General features: G+C 49.1%; 18 protein-coding genes. 8 read left to right on the plus strand and 10 right to left on the minus strand.

Annotation, left to right across the window (positions count from 1 at the left end):
• Window positions 1-133: 133 nt before the first annotated feature.
• The 3 genes from alr to Q4488_RS00065 all read right to left on the minus strand — a co-directional run bounded on the left by alr (window position 134) and on the right by Q4488_RS00065 (window position 3,132).
• Entirely contained in the window at window positions 134-1,216 is a 1,083-nt protein-coding gene (gene alr / locus Q4488_RS00055) for an alanine racemase (RefSeq protein WP_303578399.1), read from the minus strand.
• Between the two features lie 93 nt (window positions 1,217-1,309).
• Complete coding sequence (locus Q4488_RS00060) at window positions 1,310-1,696, minus strand: RidA family protein (protein WP_303578400.1); 387 nt, start codon at window positions 1,694-1,696, stop codon at window positions 1,310-1,312.
• 176 nt (window positions 1,697-1,872) lie between these two features.
• Window positions 1,873-3,132: a D-amino acid dehydrogenase gene (locus Q4488_RS00065; RefSeq protein WP_303578401.1), complete on the minus strand. Its 1,260-nt coding sequence runs from the start codon at window positions 3,130-3,132 to the stop codon at window positions 1,873-1,875.
• Between the two features lie 171 nt (window positions 3,133-3,303).
• On the opposite strand from Q4488_RS00065, the gene Q4488_RS00070 reads away from it, so the two are divergent.
• Entirely contained in the window at window positions 3,304-3,801 is a 498-nt protein-coding gene (locus tag Q4488_RS00070; RefSeq protein ID WP_303578402.1) for an Lrp/AsnC ligand binding domain-containing protein, read from the plus strand.
• A gap of 64 nt (window positions 3,802-3,865) precedes the next feature.
• Here Q4488_RS00070 and Q4488_RS00075 read toward each other — a convergent pair whose 3' ends face one another.
• Window positions 3,866-4,771, minus strand: a complete 906-nt coding sequence (locus Q4488_RS00075; RefSeq protein WP_303578403.1) for a LysR substrate-binding domain-containing protein — start codon at window positions 4,769-4,771, stop codon at window positions 3,866-3,868.
• A 152-nt stretch (window positions 4,772-4,923) separates the two neighbouring features.
• On the opposite strand from Q4488_RS00075, the gene Q4488_RS00080 reads away from it, so the two are divergent.
• From Q4488_RS00080 to Q4488_RS00090, 3 genes are all read left to right on the plus strand, one after another.
• Window positions 4,924-6,243 (plus strand): D-serine ammonia-lyase, encoded by a 1,320-nt coding sequence (locus tag Q4488_RS00080; RefSeq protein ID WP_303578404.1) that lies wholly within the window; start codon window positions 4,924-4,926, stop codon window positions 6,241-6,243.
• 252 nt (window positions 6,244-6,495) lie between these two features.
• Window positions 6,496-7,848 (plus strand): sodium:alanine symporter family protein, encoded by a 1,353-nt coding sequence (locus tag Q4488_RS00085; RefSeq protein WP_303578405.1) that lies wholly within the window; start codon window positions 6,496-6,498, stop codon window positions 7,846-7,848.
• Window positions 7,849-8,132: 284 nt separating this feature from the next.
• On the plus strand, window positions 8,133-8,873 hold the full coding sequence (locus tag Q4488_RS00090) for an alpha/beta fold hydrolase (protein ID WP_303578406.1): 741 nt from the start codon (window positions 8,133-8,135) through the stop codon (window positions 8,871-8,873).
• A gap of 30 nt (window positions 8,874-8,903) precedes the next feature.
• Here Q4488_RS00090 and Q4488_RS00095 read toward each other — a convergent pair whose 3' ends face one another.
• Window positions 8,904-9,836 carry a LysR family transcriptional regulator gene (locus tag Q4488_RS00095; protein WP_303578407.1) on the minus strand — a complete coding sequence of 311 codons (933 nt, stop codon included), beginning with the start codon at window positions 9,834-9,836 and terminating at the stop codon, window positions 8,904-8,906.
• A 228-nt stretch (window positions 9,837-10,064) separates the two neighbouring features.
• Between Q4488_RS00095 and Q4488_RS00100 the strand changes: the two genes are divergently transcribed.
• Window positions 10,065-11,384, plus strand: a complete 1,320-nt coding sequence (locus tag Q4488_RS00100) for an aminotransferase class III-fold pyridoxal phosphate-dependent enzyme (protein WP_303578408.1) — start codon at window positions 10,065-10,067, stop codon at window positions 11,382-11,384.
• A 131-nt stretch (window positions 11,385-11,515) separates the two neighbouring features.
• Here the strand turns inward: Q4488_RS00100 and Q4488_RS00105 are convergent, their stop codons facing one another.
• Entirely contained in the window at window positions 11,516-14,656 is a 3,141-nt protein-coding gene (locus Q4488_RS00105) for an EAL domain-containing protein (protein ID WP_303578409.1), read from the minus strand.
• Window positions 14,657-15,018: 362 nt separating this feature from the next.
• Between Q4488_RS00105 and Q4488_RS00110 the strand changes: the two genes are divergently transcribed.
• Both Q4488_RS00110 and Q4488_RS00115 read left to right on the plus strand, forming a co-directional pair.
• Window positions 15,019-15,528, plus strand: a complete 510-nt coding sequence (locus Q4488_RS00110) for a DUF1003 domain-containing protein (protein WP_303578410.1) — start codon at window positions 15,019-15,021, stop codon at window positions 15,526-15,528.
• Entirely contained in the window at window positions 15,529-16,122 is a 594-nt protein-coding gene (locus tag Q4488_RS00115; protein WP_303578411.1) for a mechanosensitive ion channel domain-containing protein, read from the plus strand. It abuts the gene before it with no gap.
• On the opposite strand, the gene Q4488_RS00120 is transcribed toward Q4488_RS00115, so the two are convergent.
• The 4 genes from Q4488_RS00120 to Q4488_RS00135 form a co-directional block, all read right to left on the minus strand.
• The gene (locus tag Q4488_RS00120; RefSeq protein ID WP_303578652.1) at window positions 16,119-16,661 is read right to left on the minus strand and encodes a cupin domain-containing protein; all 543 of its coding nucleotides are present in this window, start codon (window positions 16,659-16,661) and stop codon (window positions 16,119-16,121) included. The genes Q4488_RS00115 and Q4488_RS00120 overlap by 4 nt on opposite strands.
• Window positions 16,662-16,841: 180 nt before the next feature.
• Window positions 16,842-18,299, minus strand: a complete 1,458-nt coding sequence (locus tag Q4488_RS00125) for an NAD-dependent succinate-semialdehyde dehydrogenase (protein ID WP_368411559.1) — start codon at window positions 18,297-18,299, stop codon at window positions 16,842-16,844.
• Window positions 18,300-18,520: 221 nt separating this feature from the next.
• Window positions 18,521-19,729: a CaiB/BaiF CoA-transferase family protein gene (locus Q4488_RS00130; protein WP_303578412.1), complete on the minus strand. Its 1,209-nt coding sequence runs from the start codon at window positions 19,727-19,729 to the stop codon at window positions 18,521-18,523.
• Entirely contained in the window at window positions 19,729-20,916 is a 1,188-nt protein-coding gene (locus tag Q4488_RS00135; RefSeq protein ID WP_303578413.1) for an acyl-CoA dehydrogenase, read from the minus strand. Before Q4488_RS00135 ends, Q4488_RS00130 begins: the two co-directional genes overlap by 1 nt.
• Before the next feature lie 403 nt (window positions 20,917-21,319).
• Between Q4488_RS00135 and Q4488_RS00140 the strand changes: the two genes are divergently transcribed.
• Window positions 21,320-21,745 carry a YbaN family protein gene (locus Q4488_RS00140; protein WP_303578414.1) on the plus strand — a complete coding sequence of 142 codons (426 nt, stop codon included), beginning with the start codon at window positions 21,320-21,322 and terminating at the stop codon, window positions 21,743-21,745.
• Window positions 21,746-21,991 lie beyond the last annotated feature (246 nt).

The raw sequence follows: 21,991 nt of genomic DNA on the forward strand, positions 1-21,991 counted from the left end.
CGCGGTGTGTCATCATACAGGCAAGATTACCCCTGCTGGCACACAGAAGCCACTGTCTCGTTCGCTCTGATTTAGCAATAAGCCAAGCTCAAAAAAAAACCGGCACAGGGCCGGTTTATTCAAGAACCAATAACTAGCGATTTAAATAGTGCTTATACACTCGGCGCGTAATACCGGTGAATAATGTATAAGGAATCGTATCGCAATAAGTTGCCACCTCGGCGGCGGTAACATTTTTACCCCAAAACTCAACTTCAGTGCCGATATCAGCCCCCTCAATATCCGTGAGATCAACACCCAGCATATCCATGGAAACTCGTCCGACAATACGGCTACGCTGACCGTTAATCCATACCGGCGTACCAGTCACCGCATGACGAGGATAGCCATCGGCATACCCCATGGCAACGGTGCCGACACGGGTCGGTTTATCGGCACAAAAGAGCCCCGCATAACCCACGGTTTCACCCGGCTGCACGTCACGCACGGCAATCACCTTAGAGCTCAGTGTCATCGCGGGAATCAGCTTATTGGCATTTTCTTGCGCCTCAGGGAACGGCGTCGCACCATAGAGCATTAAGCCTGGGCGCATCCAATCACGATGCGCATCCGGCCACGCTAACACCGCCGCCGAGTTAGCCATACAATGAGGCGCATCCAATCCCTCAGTGGCCTTATTAAACACCGCCAACTGCTTCTCTGTATCAGCCTCGGCTAACTCATCGGCATTAAAGAAGTGCGTCATCAAGACCACATCGGCAACATTATCTAGCTGCTTGAGGCGCTTAAACGCCGTTTGATAATCATCAGGATGAACACCTAAACGGTTCATCCCAGAATTCATTTTTAACCAGACGGTAATTGGCTTACTGAGTTTCGCCTGAGCAATCTGTTCAATCTGAGCGAGGCTGTGCACCGCACACCAGACGCCATGCTCACTGATATAATCCAGCTCACTGACTTCAAAATACCCTTCAAGAAGCAACACCGGCTTCTGAATACCCGCCTCAATAAGCTCGGCACCCTCTTCGAGACAGGCTACACCAAACGCATCGGCTTCAGCTTCTAACGCCTTAGCGACCTCAATTGCATTATGCCCATAAGCATTCGCTTTGATAATCGCGACCGCATGCCCTGCGGTATTAAGGGAACGTGCCAATCGATAGTTGTGGCGGATTGCATCCAGATCAACTGTAATTTTAGCTGCTCGACTCATTCTAGTTTACCTTACCCTCTGTTCTGGCCCGATACCTATGAGGTTAACCACAGGTATCAAGGTTCATTCATTCGCGATGCTTACGCTGCTTGTTTAAGCAACAACCATCACGGCTTCAACTTCGATATCTGCATCTTTTGGCAATGCTTTAACCGCATAAGCAGCCCGTGCTGGGTATGGCTGCTCAAAGTAACGCGCCATCACATCATTGACGGTGGCGAAGTTTGCCAAGTCGGTTAACAAGATAGTCACTTTAACTAGATCGTTCATCGAACCACCAGCCGCTTCTGCAACCGCTTTCAGGTTATCAAATACCTGCACAGCCTGAGCTTCAAAAGATTCGGTTACCATTTCCATCGTAGCCGGCATCAACGGTATCTGACCCGAGATATAGACAGTCTTGTCTACTTTAACCGCCTGAGAATATGTGCCGATAGCAGAAGGTGCGTTTTCAGTCGCGATAATGGTCTTAGTTGTCATAATATAAATTCCAGTAATAAATAATGTAATCGACCAACGGTCTAATCAATCGGCCTTAGTCGCAGGCTTTGCCAAACCGAAGCGGCCGATTATAGCCTGTAAAAAAAACTGAGCACAGAGAGATAATCAACTACTGAGGGGGTGCATAAAAACCTCTGTGCTCAAAAAAGAGTGCGTTACTTGTGTCCGTAACGAGCCGCCGATAGTCCCTCGGGATCAATATCCGGCTGCTGCCCACCGATAACATCCGCCACAAACTTGCCGGAGCCCAGCGACATGGTCCACCCCAAGGTGCCATGTCCGGTATTTAGATACAGATTCGGGTAACGTGTACCACCGAGTACCGGTGTACCATCGGGCGTCATCGGCCGTAAACCGGTCCAGAATTCAGCATTGGCCAGATCACCTCCTCCAGGAAATAGATCCCCAACGGTAAACTCAACATTTTTGCGACGTTTCTCCTGTAACGAAACATCATAGGAGGTAATTTCTGCCGTACCGCCGACACGGATGCGATCATCAAAACGAGTCACAGCCACCTTATAGGTTTCATCCATGATGGTAGAAACAGGCGCTCTGGATTCGTCAATAATCGGCAGTGTAAGTGAATAACCTTTGATCGGATAAACCGGTATCGCCACGCCCACATTGGCCAGTAACAGTGTGCTATAGCTACCTAAGCACATTAGATAACGGTCGGCGGTCAAAATACCCTGATTCGTTTTAACCCCGACAATAGCCTTATCATCGCTAATCAAACCTTCGATTTCGGTATCAAACTTAAACTCAACCCCTAGCTTCTTACACTCATCGGCCAAGGCATTGGTAAATTTGAAACAATCACCGGTTTCATCGCCCGGCAATCGCAAACCACCGACAATCTTCTCTTGAACATGCGCCAACGCGGGTTCACGAGCAACACAACCTTGCCGGTCGAGCACTTCATACTGAACCCCACACTCTTCCAATACCGCGATATCTTTAGCCGCCGCATCCACTTGCTTCTGAGTACGAAACAGTTGTAATGTACCGTTAGCTCGCCCCTCATAATTAATACCGATCTCAGAACGCAGATCTTTGAAGCAATCACGGCTATACTCAGCTAAGCGCATCATGCGGGCTTTATTAGTGTGATAAGACGATTCTGTGCAGTTGGCCAGCATTTTGGTCATCCACTTCAGCGTGTTTGCATTGACCTTGGGGTTGATCATCAGCGGAGCGAGATCCTGCATCATCCACTTAATCGCTTTGAGTGGTACGCCGGGGGCTGCCCAAGGGGCTGAATAACCCGGCGAGATCTGACCCGCATTACCAAAGCTGGTTTCCATCGCCGGACCATTCTGCCGATCAATGACGGTAACCTGATGACCCTGTTTGGCGAGATACCAAGCGCTGGTTACGCCAATGACGCCACTACCCAAAATCAAAATTTTCATGAAAGATACCTATCCATTTTTATACTTATCACCAACAAACTATTTAACTAGTGTATTGTATATTTGACAGATTATTTTTTTGTATTTAAAATATTTTCAAATAAATCACCCTATAAATGTAGCTTAATAAAAATTTTTACCTCCTTAGAGGTTTAAGAGCAAAGTGACACTATGAACAGTCAACAAAAACGTAAACTGGATAAGATTGATCTCAATATCCTAAAAACCCTGCAGGAAAATGGTCGTATCAGTTATGTTGATCTGGCGGATATTGTTGGCCTCAGCACTACGCCCTGCATGGAACGAGTAAAAAGATTGGAAAAAGATGGACTGATTCAGGGCTACTATGCCCGTATTGATCCGCATGCGATGGGTTACGGTATGCTGGTGTTTGTCGAAATATCCCTCTCCTATCAGTCTCCCGATGCCTTCCTCAAGTTTAATAAAGCGGTGGTATCGCTGCCCTATGTACTCGAATGCCATCTGGTATCCGGTGATGCCGACTTCCTCATCAAAGCACGGATTGCCGATATGTCAGAATACCGAGCGCTACTCGGCGAGATGCTGCTAACCCTACCGGGGGTTAAAAACTCGAAAAGTTATATCGTTATGGAAGAAGTTAAAGAATCGCTTAACCTACCGATCAACCCAGTGCAGCCAAGAGGCTAACATGAGTCTATGTCGCTCGGTTAGGTTAAGTTAGCCGCCTTAGTCGAATAACAGCGTCGGTGGTTCAGCCTGGCTGACCACCAATCTCTATCAACCAATCGTGTACGGCTTTAATCCCCGGGTTATTGAGCGCACCGTGTTCATAAACCAGATAATAGCTACAACGGCAGGTCTGTTTAGGATAAGGCGCAAATAGCCGGCCACGAATAATCTCATCGGTTAATAGCGATTCTCGCGCAATGGCTATCCCTAGCCCCGATTCAGCAGCCTTAATCGCCATATCGCCGCGATTGAAATAATGCCCACGATCCGTCTCAATCCCCTCGATACCACTGACTTGCAACCAATAACGCCACTCGGCATCGGGCTTTGCATTCGCCCACGGCGCACTGTCATGCAACAGCGGCACGCGATTCAGTACCCCAGGCGCATGCCAATCGATATCACTAAAAAACTCAGGGCTGACCACCGGAAACAAGTTTTCACCTTTCATGCGTGAATAACCTAAGCCGGGGTAATGGCCCACGCCATAATCGATGGCGATATCAAAATCGCGCTTATTCAGATCCAACAAGCTGCCTTCGGCAATCGTCTCGATACGGATATCGGGATAGCGCTTCTGAAAACCGCCCAATCGCGGAATTAACCATTTAAACACCAACGAGGGAATCGAGCGAAGCCGGACACTGCCCTCAGGGTCAGGGCGTTTGATCCGATTCAAGCAGCTTTCCAGACTGAGTAATGCCGGCCTAGCGGATTCATACAGCTGCAACCCCTGAATGGTTAACTCAACTTGTCGAGTCTTGCGGGTAAATAGCGGCACGCCTATCTGCTGTTCTAAGTTTTTAATCTGCTGACTCACGGCACCTGGGGTAATCGCCAGTTCGCTAGCGGCCTGACTGAAACTATGCAATCGCGCAGCGGCTTCAAACGTGCGCATAGCCGCCAGAATTTGACTATTGATATGCATAAAAATACTTTCATCTTCGATAAGATTAGTTTAGTCAAACTAAACTATACAATAGAAATGATCGTTTGTTTAGTCATCCCTTTGACTAGAGAATAGCCTCACTGTGCGATATAAACATAATAATATGCAGCGTGATTAATATAGAGCTAGCTATGAGCCACCTTATTGATACAGCACTAACAAAATCACTCAGCGCCGGTCAGCCGATGTTTTGGTTGAATCCCGACTACCAAAGCGCGCCTAATCAGCCTCAAACTGAACTCAGTCGACTCGACATTGAGCAAGCCGATCAACGTTTAAGACGCTTTGCGCCACTCTTGCAGCAACTCTTCCCTGAACTTATAGCCAATCAAGGCATCATTGAATCCGAACTGCATCAGGTCACCGAGCTGCAACAACAGTATTATCCTGATTTATTAGGTAAACTAATGATCAAGGGCGATCATGCGTTACCGGTTGCCGGATCAATCAAGGCCCGTGGCGGCATCCATGAAGTCCTCTGTCATGCCGAACAGCTGGCACTGCAACATCAACTGATTCATAGCACAGAAGATGATTATCTCACCCTACTCAGCCCTCAAGCCAAGGCGATCTTCAATCGCTATGAGATTGCCGTCAGCAGTACTGGCAACCTCGGTTTAAGCATCGGCATTATCAGTGCAGCCCTAGGATTTAAAGCGGTGGTACATATGTCAGTGGAGGCTAAACAGTGGAAAAAACAGCGCCTACGTGATCGCGGCGTGCACGTCATTGAACACCGTGATGATTACAGTGCCGCTGTCGAAGCAGGCCGGCGCGCCTCTCAGGCCGACCCAAACAGTTACTTTGTGGATGATGAAAACTCGTCACGCCTGTTTCTCGGTTATGCGGTGGCCGCGCTTCGCTTAGAGCAACAGTTAGCCGAGCAGCAAATTCGCGTCGATACCGAACATCCTTTATGCGTCTATCTTCCCTGCGGAGTTGGCGGTGCTCCCGGCGGCATTACCTTTGGCCTCAAGCAGGTATTTGGTGCCGCTGTGCACTGTTTCTTTGCTGAACCGGTGGAAGCGCCTTGCGTTCTACTCGGCATGCAGGCGGAGGATAAGCGACATCCTGAATCTGTCTATCAGCTCGGCCTCAACGTCACCACTGAAGCCGATGGACTTGCGGTCAGCATGGCTTCCGGCTGGGTCTGCTCGATGATGGAGACCATTCTCAGCGGCGTGTTTACCGTCACCGATGAGGCGTTATTTATTCACCTATATCAGCTGTATCAGAGTGAAGGCTTGGCCATCGAACCCTCCGCGGCAGCAGGGTTTTCTGGGCCTAACTGGTTAACCAATACTCCCGAAGGCTACCGTTATCAACAACAGCAACAATTACAGCCTTTGATGTCACAAGCCACCCATCTGCTGTGGACCACCGGTGGCTTATTTGTACCACCTGAAGAGATGCAAAAATTTCAACAACGTGGCGCTCAACTCGCCACTTAAAACGATTACTCAGGCTAACCACTCACTTGGCCTGAACAGATATCGGTCAGATCGCTTATTTGACCGATATCGCGCTGCGGCGTAGAACCGCCGCAACATTGACGCTGGAGATCAAACACGGTGACTTAATCAATAACCGTGATTTTATTCATCGTCACCATAATACAGCCGTCACAAAACGGCCACATAACCAATCGAAAGGCCCTCTCGAGAGTCGGTCAGTTGGAACATTACAATAATGATGGAGTTCATATGGAAGCTATTTCTTCGGTAATCAGCACAATCAACGGTATCGTTTGGGGACCGATGATGCTGGTACTAATCTTAGGCGTTGGCCTGTTTCTGATGTTGGGTCTGAAACTCATGCCAATTTTAAAACTGGGTACCGGCTTTAAACTACTCTGGAGTGGACGTTCGGCAGAAGGTGATGCAGCCAGTGAAGGTGAAATCCCCCCTTATCAAGCCCTCATGACGGCGCTATCAGCCACCGTGGGCACCGGTAATATTGCCGGGGTGGCCACCGCAGTTTTTCTTGGCGGTCCCGGTGCGCTGTTCTGGATGTGGTGTACAGCATTGGTGGGGATGGCCACCAAATACGCAGAAGCCGTATTGGCGGTTAAATACCGAGAGGTAGATGATGCGGGTAACCATGTGGGTGGCCCGATGTACTATATCAAAAACGGCTTAGGGGCTAAGTGGGCTTGGCTCGGCAGCGCCTTTGCGATTTTTGGTGCCATCGCCGCTTTTGGTATCGGTAACACCGTACAATCGAACTCCGTTGCCGACGTTATTCAATCCAACTTCGGCCTGAATGTTTGGCTGACCGGTGTTATTTTGATGGTTCTCGTTGGCGCCGTACTGATCGGTGGTATCAAGCGGATCGGTAGCGTTGCGGGTGCCCTAGTGCCAATTATGGCGATCGCCTACCTGGTGGCTGGCCTCGTGGTTCTAGCCATCAATGCCGATGCGATTCCCGCCGCTTTAAATCTTATCTTTACCTATGCCTTTACTGAAAGTGCGGCCGAAGGTGGTTTTGCCGGTGCGGCTATCTGGATGGCGATCCGCTTTGGTGTGGCGCGCGGTATTTTCTCTAACGAAGCGGGCCTTGGCTCAGCGCCTATCGCACATGCCGCGGCACAAACAAAAGATCCCGTTCGTCAGGGTTTGGTGGCCATGCTGGGCACCTTTATCGATACCATTATCATCTGTTCAATTACCGGCTTAGTCATCATCACGTCCGGCGAGTGGACCTCAGGGGTTTCTGGCGCAGCACTCACCTCAGCAGCCTTTTCTCATGCGCTGCCCGGCTTCGGAAATTATCTCATTGCGATCTCGCTAGCGATCTTTGCGTTCACCACTATCATTGGCTGGTCTTTCTACGGTGAGCGTTGCGTTGAGTTTCTGTTTGGCCTCAAGGCTATTACACCCTACCGCATTTTGTGGATTATTGCCGTGCCATTAGGGGCGGGAGTCAGCCTCGATTTCGTCTGGCTGTTAGCCGACACGCTCAATGCCATGATGGCGATTCCTAACCTGATTGCGCTGGCGCTGCTCAGCCCGGTTGTCTTTAAGTTGACACGGGAATACTTTGCTAAACAACGATAAAGCTAGCTATCGGTTTGACATCTAAGAGGGCTGCGGCCCTCTTTTTTATGTCCAGATTAACCCCATCATTGATGTTCATCAGCCACGTTAGCCCTCGATAAGCGCACAACAAAATAGCCATATTACCCTTTTCTCCTCGGTATTTTTACGACTACACTTTCACTGAGGTGTAACGCGACAATGCAAGCAGGCAAACGAGATCTCGCTATTCACAAGCATGGCGCCGATAAGCCTTAGCACCAAGGAATCTACCCTGTATTAAGTGGAGGTGAAACAAGACTGTTATGGCTAAACAACAGTGGCTATTACTGCGAGGCCTATGCCGTGAAAGCCGGCATTGGGGCGCATTTCCAGAACAGATGCAGAAGCATTTACCCAACACTCAGGTTAGCTGTATCGATTTACCGGGCAACGGAAAACGTTACCGTCACCCCTGCCCGACCTCGATTAACGAACTAATCAACGATCTGCACCGTCGTCACCGACCAGAACAACCGGTGTACCTTCTCGGCCTGTCCCTCGGCGGTATGATTGCCTACCACTGGATGCAGGAATACCCAGATGACTTACGCGGCGTTGTCTTGCTCAACAGCAGCCTATCTCTCGATAGCAGCTTGCCTTTACGGCTGCAGCCCGGTGCATGGCCCAAATTAATACGCGCCATGCTCAGCACCGGCTATTCGCGAGAGAAGGCCCTCTTTGATCTCACCTGCGAGTCGCCCCATGCGCAACAAGAAATACTCTCTTTCTGGCAGATGTATCAGTTGGAATACCCCCTCAGTTTCAGTAATGTCCGGCGACAGCTGCAACTCGCGATGCAATGCGGCACTCAGCCCTATCCACCGAAAAAGCCGGTGCTATTACTCAGTAGCGAGAACGATAAACTGGTTAACCCTCGCTGTTCGGAACAACTCGCCAGCGCTTGGCGTATGCCTCACCGCCAACATCCGAAGGCGGGGCATGACCTGCCTCACGATCAGCCTGACTGGCTGATTCGGCAGCTTCAAGAGTGGCTAAAAGGCTAAGGGAGGTATGATAGGCAAGAGGCCATCGACTCATGGGCTGCCATGAATATGCTGATTGAGCAGCTCCATAAACAGATCTCTGGGCTTATTTAACGGCCCAGAGCGGCGGCTAATCGCCGCCACCTGTAAATTATAAAAACGGCTGGCAGGCAATAATGCTCGCATGCGTCCTTGCGCGACCCACTGCTGAGCGAACTTTTCCGCCAGAAACCCCACATAGACACCCGACAGAATCATGGTGGCCCGCGTTTCATAATAATAGGCTTCGGCCGCTTTATTCATCTCCTGCAACTGCTGACTCGCCTCGGGGTTAGTCAATACTCCCGCATGAACGAGCTTCGCTTGTTTTAAGGCGTGATTCAGTTGTTGCTCGTCTTGCTCATCAAACAACGGATGACGATCACCACAATAGAGCAATGATTTATCTTGATACATCAAGAGAAAGTCCAGCCCCTCTATATCACGATGATGAGGTATAAAACCAACATCGGCATCGCCATTAATCACTCGACGCTCAATCTCACCGAGGGGCGCGGTATCAAAACTAATATAGACATCCGGTGCCAGTGCGGCGAATTCAGCCAGCACCCGATCCAAACCGCAACGCTCATCCAGACTAATGGTATCTGAGGTTAAAATACGTACTTCACCGGTCATCTGCTGATGTAACGCGTTGACTGTCGAACGAAACTCCGCTAAACGAGAAAATAGCTGACGGGTCGCGTTATAGATCGTTAACCCCTCTTCCGTGAGGGCGAAGCCAGACCGCCCCCGCTGACAGAGCTTAAGCTTAAGACGGCCTTCAAGGTTTGACATATGTACTGAGATCGTTGAACGACTGATATTCAACTCCACCTCGGCGGCAGAAAAGCCACCACACTCAACCACCGTTTTAAAGACTCTCAGTAAACGGATCTCAAAATCCCCCACCTTACCCATACTTTGCAGCGCTTTGTTGACCATCCACTCTTTCCACATATTAAGTTTGATAAAGATAAAAGTAAGTATTCAATGTTTGTTATTTATAAGACTTTAACACTGACGCTACTATGTCGCCATAAGGCCATTAAGTTAGACGCTAATATTGGGTTCTGATGCTCACTCATCGATGCCCTATGGCGGATAAAAACGCACGCCACTAAGCGAACGTTAGCCTCCAACCATTACTCATCACCTAGATAGGGTTTTCTCATGAGCACAAACATTAATATGGATGCGTTCTGGATGCCATTTACGGCTAACCGGGACTTTAAAAATCAGCCTCGCTTGATTGAGCGCGCCGAAGGTGTGATGTACTACACCACTGAAGGCCAAGAAATTCTCGATGCCACGGCAGGCCTTTGGTGTGTCAATGCCGGCCACGGGCGTAACGAAATCGCCGATGCGGTTAGTCAGCAATTACGCGATCTCGATTATGCCTCACCGTTCAACTTTGGCCATGAGATCGGTTTTGAGTTTGCTAATCGTCTGATTAAACATACCCCCGCCCCCCTGAATAAGGTGTTCTTTGCCAACTCGGGTTCAGAAGCCGTTGAATCGGCGCTAAAAATTGCGCTGCAATATCAGAAATCCCGCGGCAAGGGTGGCAAAACTAAGTTTCTCGGTCGCGAACTGGCTTACCACGGTGTTAACTTCGGTGGTATCTCGGTTGGCGGGTTGACTCCAAACCGAGTTGGCTTTGGTCCATTGTTACCCACAGATCACCTGCCACATACTCTGGATATCGCTAATAACGCCTTCAGCAAAGGCTTACCCGAACAGGGCATCGATAAAGCGGAAGCGTTGGAACAGCTGATACATTTCCACGGTGCTGACAGCATTGCCGCCGTGATTATCGAACCGATGAGCGGTGCCGGTGGTGTGATTATGCCGCCACAAGGCTATCTAAAGCGGATGCGTGAAATCTGTGATCAACACGATATTCTGCTGATCTTTGATGAAGTCATTACCGGCTGGGGACGTTTAGGCTCAGCCTTTGCCTCTGAAGAGTTTGATGTAGTTCCTGACATGATCACCTCAGCAAAAGGAATCACCAACGGTGTCATTCCCTTGGGTGCCGTATTTGTTAAAGATGAAATCCACGATCAAATCGTCAATAACGTCGCCGTCGGTGGAATCGAGTTTTATCATGGCTACACCTATTCGGCTCACCCTGTTGCCTGTGCTGCGGGTCTAGCAACGCTGGATATTTATGAGCAAGAGGGCTTGTTAACTCGCGCCAGCGGCGAAATCGGCACTCACTTTGAAAATGCATTGCATAGCTTAAAAGATGCCCCCAAAGTGATTGATGTGCGTAACTACGGCTTAGTCGGTGCGGTACAGTTTGATGCCTCGGTAGCCGCCAACGGGGCCATCGGTTTGGACTTCCAAAAAGGCTGTTACAATCGCGGCGTGATGGTGCGCACGATGGGTAATATCGTGGCCTTTTCACCACCATTAACCGTTCAAGCCAACCATATCGATCGCTTAGTCAATGTACTACGAGAAACCGCAGAAGATATGTTCGGTTAAGCCGGCTCGGTTAGCCGCTCTAGGCTAAAGCGTGCCAACGTCGGGGCATCTCGACGTTACCGTTTTTGAGGACATCAGCCCCAGCTCGAGTAAGGTTGATGTTCTTTTTTTTTCAGCGCAACACACAGCCACTATTCATTTGCCGTCAGTTGATCGTACAGCAACTGTTCAAAATCCCCCAGTGTCAACGGCTTTGAATATAGGTAGCCTTGACCCAAATCACACCCCAGTTCCAGTAACAAACGATGCTGTTGTTCGGTCTCAATTCCCTCGGCAATCACTTTAATGCCTAAGTTATGCGCCATGACTATAATGGCTTTACACAGTGTGTAGGCATCCGACGAGAGCGACAGGTTTTTAACAAAATAGCGATCAATTTTCAGGTAATCGATATCGTACTCACTGATATAGGCCAGACTCGAATAACCGGTACCAAAATCATCTAACGCCACCTGCACCCCTGCGGCCTCAAAAGCAATCATCTTCTCACGAATTTCTGCCGCATCGCTCATCATCATCCCTTCGGTGATTTCAGCAACGATCGAGTCCCCAGATAACGCCATCGCGCCAAGCTGCTCGAGCCAAGACGATATATTGCTATCTAAACTTTCGAATTGTACCGGTGAGATGTTCACACTCACTTGAAACGCTGGATGATATCTATCTCGCAACATCAGCACCGCCTTCGATGCCTCTTCAAGTACCCAACGACCAATCGATATGATCAGCCTCGTCTCTTCTGCAACGGGAATAAAGTCATCCGGCATGATCATGCCTTTCTCTGGGTGAGGCCAACGCAGTAGCGCCTCAGCTTTCTGGACGGAGCGATCGCTCATCTGCACTATCGGTTGATAATAAAGCACAAACTGATGCTCAGATATCCCTTGGCGGAGATCGGAAATTAACTGCCGACGATCAATCGCCTGCTGCTGCATCTGTTGGGTAAAATACTGATAGCGGTTACGACCACTCTGCTTGGCGGCATACATCGCCTGATCAGCAGACTTGATTAAATCATCGGCATTGGTCGCATCGTCAGGATAAAACGTAATACCAATGCTGGCGGTAATATACGCCGTTTCTTCTCCTAGCTGAAAAGGTAAAGCAAGTTGATGTAGCAGTTCATCGCAGATAGTATCCACGACATGCATATTCTTCACCTGACTGAGCAAAATAGTAAATTCGTCACCGCCCTGTCGCGCTACCGTATCCATCGAACGAACACATTTGATCAGCCGATCCGCCACTTGCACCAGCAACTGATCGCCCATCACATGCCCTAGCGTATCATTTATCTCTTTGAACAGATCTAGATCGAGAAACAGCACGGCGGTGGGTAAGCCACTGCGATCGGTATGTTCAAGTTCTTGTAAGATTCGATCGGACAATAACTTGCGGTTGGGCAAACCGGTGAGAGTATCCTTATGCGCCTGATGCCAAATCACTTCTTCAGCGCGTTTTTTCTCGGTAAAGTCAATAAACATGGCGATACGGCGAACCGGCGTATTCTCATTATCGTAAACCGTATTGATGGTTAGCCATTCAGGAAATACCTCACCATTTTTACGTTGATTATAAATCTCGCCTTCCCAGGTGCCAGTGTCCGTCAGTTGTTGCCAAAATGATGCGTAGAACGCAGCATCATGATAGCCCGATTTGAGTATTGCCGGGGTTTGACCGATAACGTCATCCAGACGATACCCCGTTATCTTAGTGAACGCTGGGTTAGCATCCAAAATCACGCCATTGGCATCAGTGACCAGAATACTTTCACTCATCGACTTAAATACCGTGGCTGATAACTCGAGTGATTCCTCCGCATGCTTTTTAGCCGTGATATTGCGCACCACCACAATAAACTGATTAAAACCAGCAATCCGGCTCATGCGGGCTTCAAAATATTTTTCATCACCGGAAAAATCCAAGCGATATTCCCAGATCACCGAGCCATTGCGATTCTTCAGTTGATGCTTATATTCATTAAACCCAACCGAAGCAGGCATCACATCGATTATCGATCGGTTAAGAAAAGCGTCTGGAGAGAGGTATAGATCAGATTCCACATCCGCTTTGTAATCCAGAATAATGCCGTCTTCATTAAGCCTGAAGTAAAGGTCGGGTAAGGCATTAAACACAGAGTTCAGTACCTCATTTTTCTCCAAAACCTGTTGTTCAGCATCGAGGCGTTTACCTGCCATATCCTGAAACTGAGCATGTAGCTGTATTATTTCAGGTGCCGCCTGAGGCACAGAAGCTAGCGTAAAGCGGCCTTCAGACAGTAACCGAGTCGCCTCAGTCAGCTGAGCTAGCGGCCTGAGAATACTGACTCTCAGCCCATTGATCGCAATGATCAGCACCCCCACCATTAAACCGATCAATAACAGCAAGCTGACATAAAGTTGTCGATTAGCGGCGCTTATCTCCGCCTCAATCGGCACCCCTACACTCATTGAAATCGTTCTACCCGCCGGTGTCTTATAGAGATCGGCAGTAAAATAAACACGATGGATATCGTCTAAACCCTTATGGATAAAGCTAGCGGTAACCTGTTCTCCAGCGCTTGACGAGGAGCTATCCGATACCTCAAAGCGCTGATCATGCCGCTCAGCTAAACCACCAGATTGACGCGAGTCCGACGGATAACGAGCAATCACTTCGCCACTAGCATCATAAATATACGCGACGGCATTATCCGGTAACCCCGATTCAGCCAGATATTGATTCCACCAATTGAGCGACACTACGGCAACAACGGCGCCAGCAACATGCCCGTCATCGGCGATCACTGGGTAAGCGAAGTTAATACTCACAATATCTGCAGCGCGGTCTAGTTGATACTCACCGATCGCAAAGCTGCGATGCTCTAGCGCACGTTGAAAGTAGCCTCTGTCTGCCACCGAGACCGGTTTATCCAACGGTAAAGCGTTACACAAAAGCTGCCCGTTCTTATTGGGCACCCCCAAGTTCACAAAGTCATTATTAAATCGCAGCAGGTGTGACAGATACTCAGAACAAGCGGGATCCGAAGGTTTTTTAACCAATGGATAATTCGCCAGTAGCTCAAGATATTGACGGGTACTCTCAACCAGATGATGTTGATGCTGAAGCGAGTGTTGCACAACAAATTGAGCCTGATTACGGCTAAAGTTAATCGCCGATTCCCGCTGTTGATGTACATGAATGAACACGGCTAAAAAACCGGGCAATGCCACCAAAAGCATCAACAATACCAAACGGCATTTCAATGACCCGAACGGACAACTCAGTTTCATTCATCCTCCCCGCCAGCCAAACCAATATACTTATAATATGATACTAGGCGGAACAGAATACCACCCCCTTTTATAGTACTGATCTCAATATAGAAGGTTATTATCAATCCAGCATCTGCGGCTTGCATAGCGCCTCACACGCTCTGATAAGATTCGCTAGGCTTATCTAGCCAATCATCCCGCCGATGGATGGTTCAATTTAAGCCCTGACAGCCCATCGAGGAGCGATTTAAGCTATGTTTAACTGAAAGAGAATGGCTTATCACTAGCATAATAAGATACATTACTTTCATCGACCTTCGTAAATCAAGGCACGGCTGTGCGCCCCCTCCAGTATTCAATCAGTCATCTAGGTTATCGCCATGAAACATTACTTTGAGAATTTGGCAAAAGCGCTGTTGGGACAAAGCTATGGCGCGCTGGCCAAGAAAGAGCAGAAAGTCATCACGAGTATTGCCGAACACACCACCGTGTCGGAAAACATTAATGACACCTATGGCGATAGCCTGACCAGCGGTGAGAAAGTGGCTGATATCGTCGCTCGATTCGGTGGTTCTTGGTGGTTTATCTCGCTATTTTTTCTGTTCATCATTGCCTGGATTGTGCTCAATAGCTATTTACTGATCGACAAACCATTTGATCCTTACCCTTATATCCTGCTCAACTTGGGTCTATCAAGTTTGGCGGCCTTTCAAGCCCCGATTATTATGATGTCGCAAAACCGGCAGTCGGCCAAAGACCGGATCAAACAAGATGCCACTTACGAAATAAACCTAAAACTCGAGCTGCAGATCATGCGACTGCATACCAAGCTGGATCAGCTCAACGAAGTGATGACCCAGCATGACAATGAAAAATCGGGAGATGTATAAATGATGAAGTACTTTATCGTGCTCGCCGTCATCGTCGCTTATGCGCTGGCGATCCGTTTAATCAATCGTAGCATCAATCGACTCGGAGAAATAAAAGGCACCGATTCCTATCGATTAAAATATATCGCTAAAACCCTCAACATTGCCTTAACCGTCTTATTCTTGACACTGTTAACGCTCATCTTAGGCATTCAGTATTCGCAGCTATCCGTCTTTTTGTCATCCGTTTTTGCCGTTATTGGTGTGGCGATGTTTGCTCAGTGGTCGATCCTCAGCAATATCACTGCCAGCCTAATTATCTTCTTTGGTTTTCCTTATCGAGTGGGCGATGCGATCAAGGTTGTCGATAAGGATGATGATATTCGCGGGATCGTCGACGAGATCACCCTGTTTCATGTAATCATCCGGCGTCAAGGCGAAATCATTACCTACCCTAATACACTGATTCTACAAAAGGCCGTGATTAAATTTGAAGACAGCTCCTCACTCGACAATCCAGCCACTCATCAAGCTGATAAGGAAGCGAGTCTAACAACGCCAATCGAGAGTACAGCCTCCACATCGACGCTTGAGACACCCATCAAAGACCGTTAAACAGCGGGGTTGGCACTCACGATCTCGCATACCTCAGCGAAGCTATTGCGAAACCGATGTGGGCGGTTACTATCAAAATAATAACCATCACCCGTTTTCAGGTGGTAGACCTGAAAGCCCACCGTCAGTTCTATCTCTCCGCGGATAACCACCCCGGCCTCTTCACCTGGGTGCTGGAGCATCTCCGGACCGGTTTCTGCACCGGGTTCATAGCGCTCAACCAACAGATCCATCGAGCGTCCCTTATAGCGGCCGCCGATCAGCTTAAGACTCAGGTTATTAGAACCTATATCGGGCATCTCTGCGGCTTTATATACCACGCTATCGGGCTCAATATCGTCTAAGTCCAAGGTAAAGAAATCGCCAATCGAGATAGGGATACCTGATAACACCTTCTTTAATGAACTCACCGAAGGGCTCACACCATTTTTCTCAATCATCGAGATCGTGCTGTTCGTGACGCCGACTCGTTTCGCCAGCTCTCGTTGCGACAGCCCGTTCATTTTGCGAATCGCTTTTAAGCGTTCGCCAACATCCATATGCTCCACGTCAGTTGCCACCGTCAATTTTCATTATGAGAACAATCACACCTCAGCATGACTCTGTGTGTAAAATATTTTATACAAAGAACGGCATAGGAGGAAGGGGCGTGCTCGAGTCGCACAACGCACGACTCAAGCGATCAACGATATGATAACGGGGTTCAGCCGCTGACGGACTTAAAGCCCACCCACCAGGGTGTATTTAAGCTCCAGATAATCATCCATGCCATATTTCGAACCTTCACGACCGGTACCCGATTCTTTAACGCCACCGAAAGGGGCCACTTCCGTCGATAGAATACCGTCATTCACCGCCACCATACCGTATTCCAGCGCCTCAGATACACGAAAAACACGCGCGTAATCACGGGTAAAGAAATAGGCAGCCAAACCAAATTCGGTATCGTTGGCAATCTGCACCGCTTCTTCTTCGGTTTCGAAACGAAACAGCGGCGCCACCGGACCAAATATCTCTTCGTGGGCTAAGCGCATATCGGCGCTAATATCCGCGACGATAGTGGGTTCATAAAAATTGCCCCCCAGCGCATGAGGCTTTCCACCCGCAATAATACGGGCGCCTTTGGCCACCGCATCATCCACCATCGCAGTAACTTTTTCTACCGCTGCCTGATTGATTAACGGCCCCTGCTGAAACTCCCCTTCGGAACAGTTACCCACCTCAAGCTTAGCCACCTCAGCGGCATAACGCTGTGCAAAGGCTTCATAGATACCACTCTGAATCAATAACCGATTGGCACAGACACAGGTTTGTCCCGAGTTACGGTATTTAGACGCTATCGCCGCCGGGATGGCCTTATCCAGATCCGCATCGTCAAAGATGATGAGCGGCGCATTGCCTCCCAGCTCCATAGAGGTCTTCTTCACGGTATCGGCACACTGACGCATCAACTGTTTACCCACTGGCGTCGAGCCCGTAAAGGACAGCTTACGTACCACCGAACTATCGGTCAGCGCCTTGCCGACTTCGATTGGACGCTTGGTGGTTAACACACTGATAACACCCGCCGGAATACCCGCGCGATCCGCCAGTTCCATCAATGCCAATGCCGACAGTGGTGTATCTTCCGCCGGCTTAATCAGCATGGTGCAACCCACCGCCAATGCTGGGGCGCATTTACGCGTGATCATCGCGTTAGGAAAGTTCCACGGGGTAATTGCGGCGGTAACACCGATAGGTTCTTTGGTGACAATAATACGTTTATCGACGGCATGACTGGGGATGACATCGCCATAAGCTCGCTTACCTTCTTCGGCAAACCACTCGATAAAGGAGGCACCATACAATACTTCACCGGCGGACTCTGCCAATGGCTTACCTTGCTCTGCGGTCATTAGCATCGCCAGATCATCTTTATTCGCAACGATCAGTTCAAACCAGTTACGCAGCAGCACTGAGCGCTCTTTCGCGGTTTTCTTTTTCCAGCTTTTGAAGGCGACCTCTGCGGCAGCGATCGCCGCTTCGGTTTCTTCAACCCCTAAATCAGGTACCGTCGCGATCTGCTCGCCGGTGGCGGGATTGATCACCGGATTGACGTCACCATTTAAGGCATCGATCCATTGACCGTTAACATAGGCTTGTTGCTTTAACAAAGAGGGATCTTTCAAATTAATCATGTGTGACTCCAAAACAGTCGGGTCATCCGTAGCACCGCTCAGAATGACCCACAAACTAAAGAATTTTTTACATACGCTTATATCAAAAGCGAATCACTCACGGCTTACCGTAGGTTTAAAACGCTCTATAAAAACGGCGTAAAAAGCATTAAATGGGTGCGCCGCGTAACAAGCGCTTTAAAAACGATTATCAATACCACCAGCCAATTGCTCGCCTAAAGTTAGCCAATCACCTTACTGGCCTTTAGCTGAACAATCTCTGCTTGCGAAAGCCCCAACTCGGTGAGTACCGCTTGCGTGTGTTCGCCCAACATCGGAGATGGCCGATGATATTCGATAGGGGTGTGCGAAAATTTCACCGGATTCGCCACCGATGGCACACAACCAACAACGGGATGCGGCAGATCGAGGCGTAATTGACGATACTTTACCTGCGGATCATTAAACACTTGATCGAGTGTGTTAATGGGACCACACGGCACCCCTGCTGCTGTTAAATTGTCTAACCACCAACGACTCGCGTGATTCAGCATCAATTCCGCCATCAAAGGGATCAGATAGGCTCGGTTCTCTACCCGTAAAGCATTGGTCGCGAAAGCAGGATTAACGGCTAACTCAGGCACCGCTGCTAGGTCACAGAATTTAGCAAACTGCGCATCATTACCCACTGCCAAAATAATATGCCCATCGGCGGTTGGAAAAGCCTCATAGGGGACGATATTCGGGTGAGCATTACCCAACCGCTCAGGGGATTGATCAGTTGCCAGATAGTTCAGCGCTTGATTTGCTAGAGTTGCCACCTGTACATCCAATAACGCCATATCAATATACTGCCCAATACCGGTTTCTCGCCGATGCAGTAGCGCCGCCTGAATCGCATTACAGGCGTACAGCCCCGTCATCACATCCACCAGCGCCACACCGACTTTCATCGGCGCGCCATCGGGTTCACCGGTGACACTCATCAAACCACCCATGGCCTGAATCATAAAATCATAACCGGCCCGTTCGGCATAGGGTCCATCCTGACCAAAGCCAGTGATAGAGCAATAGATCAGGGCAGGATTGATCGCCTGTAGACTGGCGTAATCGAGACCATACTTTTTCAGCCCACCGACTTTATAGTTTTCGATGACCACATCCACCTCGGCCACCAAACGTTTAATTAACGCCTGACCTTCCGTGCTGGAGATATCGATCGCGATTGAATGCTTGCCACGATTAGCGGCATGAAAATACGCCGCATCAGCCGAGTTTCCTTGTTCATCCTTGACGAACGGCGGCCCCCAGCTGCGAGTATCATCACCACCATCGGGCCGTTCCACTTTAATCACCTCGGCACCGAAATCAGCCAGTAACTGACCGGCCCAAGGGCCCGCCAGAATACGACTTAAATCCAATACCTTGATATGACTCAGTGCACCCGACATCAGAAGAACGCCTGAATGCCTGTCATTGCACGGCCCAGAATCAGCGCATGAATATCATGCGTGCCTTCGTAGGTATTCACCGCTTCTAGGTTCATCACATGACGGATAACGCCAAATTCATCGGAGATACCATTACCACCGTGCATATCACGAGCGACACGGGCGATATCCAACGACTTACCGCAGTTGTTACGCTTCATCAGCGAGATTAACTCCACTGGGCAGCAATCATCATCCATCAAACGCCCCATCTGCAAGCACCCCTGAAGCCCCAGCGAGATCTCGGTTTGCATATCCGCCAGCTTCTTCTGCACCAACTGATTCGCCGCCAGTGGTCGCTGAAACTGAATCCGATCGAGCGTATATTGCCGTGCCGCCATCCAGCAGAACTCTGCCGCACCCAACGAGCCCCAAGCAATACCGTAGCGGGCTTTATTCAAACAGCCGAACGGACCAGCCAACCCCTGCACATTGGGGAGCAGGTTTTCATCTGGTACAAACACATCTTGCATGACGATTTCACCGGTCACCGAAGCCCGCAGTGAGAACTTACCTTCAATCTTCGGTGCACTCAGACCCGGCATGCCTTTTTCCAAAACAAAGCCACGCACCACGCCATCGAGCTTAGCCCAAACGACAAAAACATCGGCCACCGGCGAATTGGTAATCCACATCTTCGCGCCTTTTAGACAATAGCCACCATCGACTTTTGTCGCGCGCGTTTTCATATTGTTAGGATCAGAGCCCACATCCGGTTCCGTTAGACCAAAGCAACCGATCCACTCGCCAGATGCCAGTTTCGGCAGATATTTCATGCGCTGTTGTTCGTTGCCGTAAGCATAGATAGGATGCATCACTAGCGAGGACTGCACCGACATCGCCGAACGATAACCGCTATCAACTCGCTCAACCTCTCGAGCAACCAAGCCATAACAGACATAGTTAACGTCAGAGCCGCCATACTGTTCTGGCAAGGTGGAACCGAGTAAACCAAGGCCGCCCAGCTCCTGCATAATCTCGGTGTGGAAGATCTCGTGACGATTAGCTTCTGTCACCCGCGGTAACAGCTGCCCCTGACAGTAGTCGCGGGCCGCATCACGTACCATGCGCTCCTCTTCGGTCAGTTGGCTTTCAAGGGAGAATGGGTCTTCCCAGTTAAATGCAGGCTTGCTGGAAGATTTGCTCATGGAACACACCTTTTGCTTGATGTAGGGTCATTGCTATGGACAGCGGTAACACCGATACCGACAGTATAATGACCCTATATTGTTCATTATTTTTGACAAAAAATAGTCATCGACATGGCCGATAAGCGCTTTTTGTCCTTATATCGATACTACCTTTCTGCCTAGTTGGGCGTAAATGCCCCAACAGGGGGAGGTAAAAGCGAGTCACATAGCCAGCGATAGCAATAAAAATCTCAACGAATTAAATCGTAATCAAGCTAAAATCACTCTAATATTCAATCAACGGCCTTACTCTGCCATGTCGCAGATCGATAGAATTTAAAGTTTGCCTGATCGATATCCGTTAGTTACCTTAACCATCGATCTATTAGGATAATCCAAACCCAACAACCGAGGATAAACTGTGCGCCACACGATCATCCGAACACTTTATCTATTAGGCGGTTTTATATTCGTCCTGCTGGGTATTATCGGTGTGCTACTACCATTATTACCAACCACGCCATTTCTTTTACTGGCGGCCTTCTGCTTCTCCCGAAGCTCTGAACGCCTACATCAGTACCTGCTTAATCAACCCACGTTTGGTCATTTTATCCGTGACTGGGAAGCCCATGGTATCATTCCCTTCAAAGCGAAAATTTTTTCTACCGTCATGATGCTACTAATGATCAGCTATCCTCTCTTCTTCCTACCTTTTCATCTCGGTTTAAAGTTACTGGCCGCGACAAGCGTTGTCTTCGCGCTCTGGTATGTCTGGAGTCGCCCTTCCTGCCCCAAGACAAGCACAAACGACACCATCCATCAGCTAGAAACCAACCTACTCGAATAAGCTAAACAGCCAAGCCTTAGCCTCACGACAGCCGTCAACCGGATAACGATTAATTTACCTGATACAAACTCACCCTCAGAGTAAACTCATTTGCAGACGCGCGATATCGAGTCGACCTGACATTATCGCGTGATTACATCGATGTCTGACAATACGGTTTTGAAATGAGTTCTTGAAAAACGATTTTAAACAACAGCACTGAGGCAATCCCTCATCAATATCGACGATAGCGAATCGAGATAGGCT

Source organism: Amphritea sp. 1_MG-2023 (assembly GCF_030547545.1).
Lineage (GTDB): Bacteria > Pseudomonadota > Gammaproteobacteria > Pseudomonadales > Balneatricaceae > Amphritea.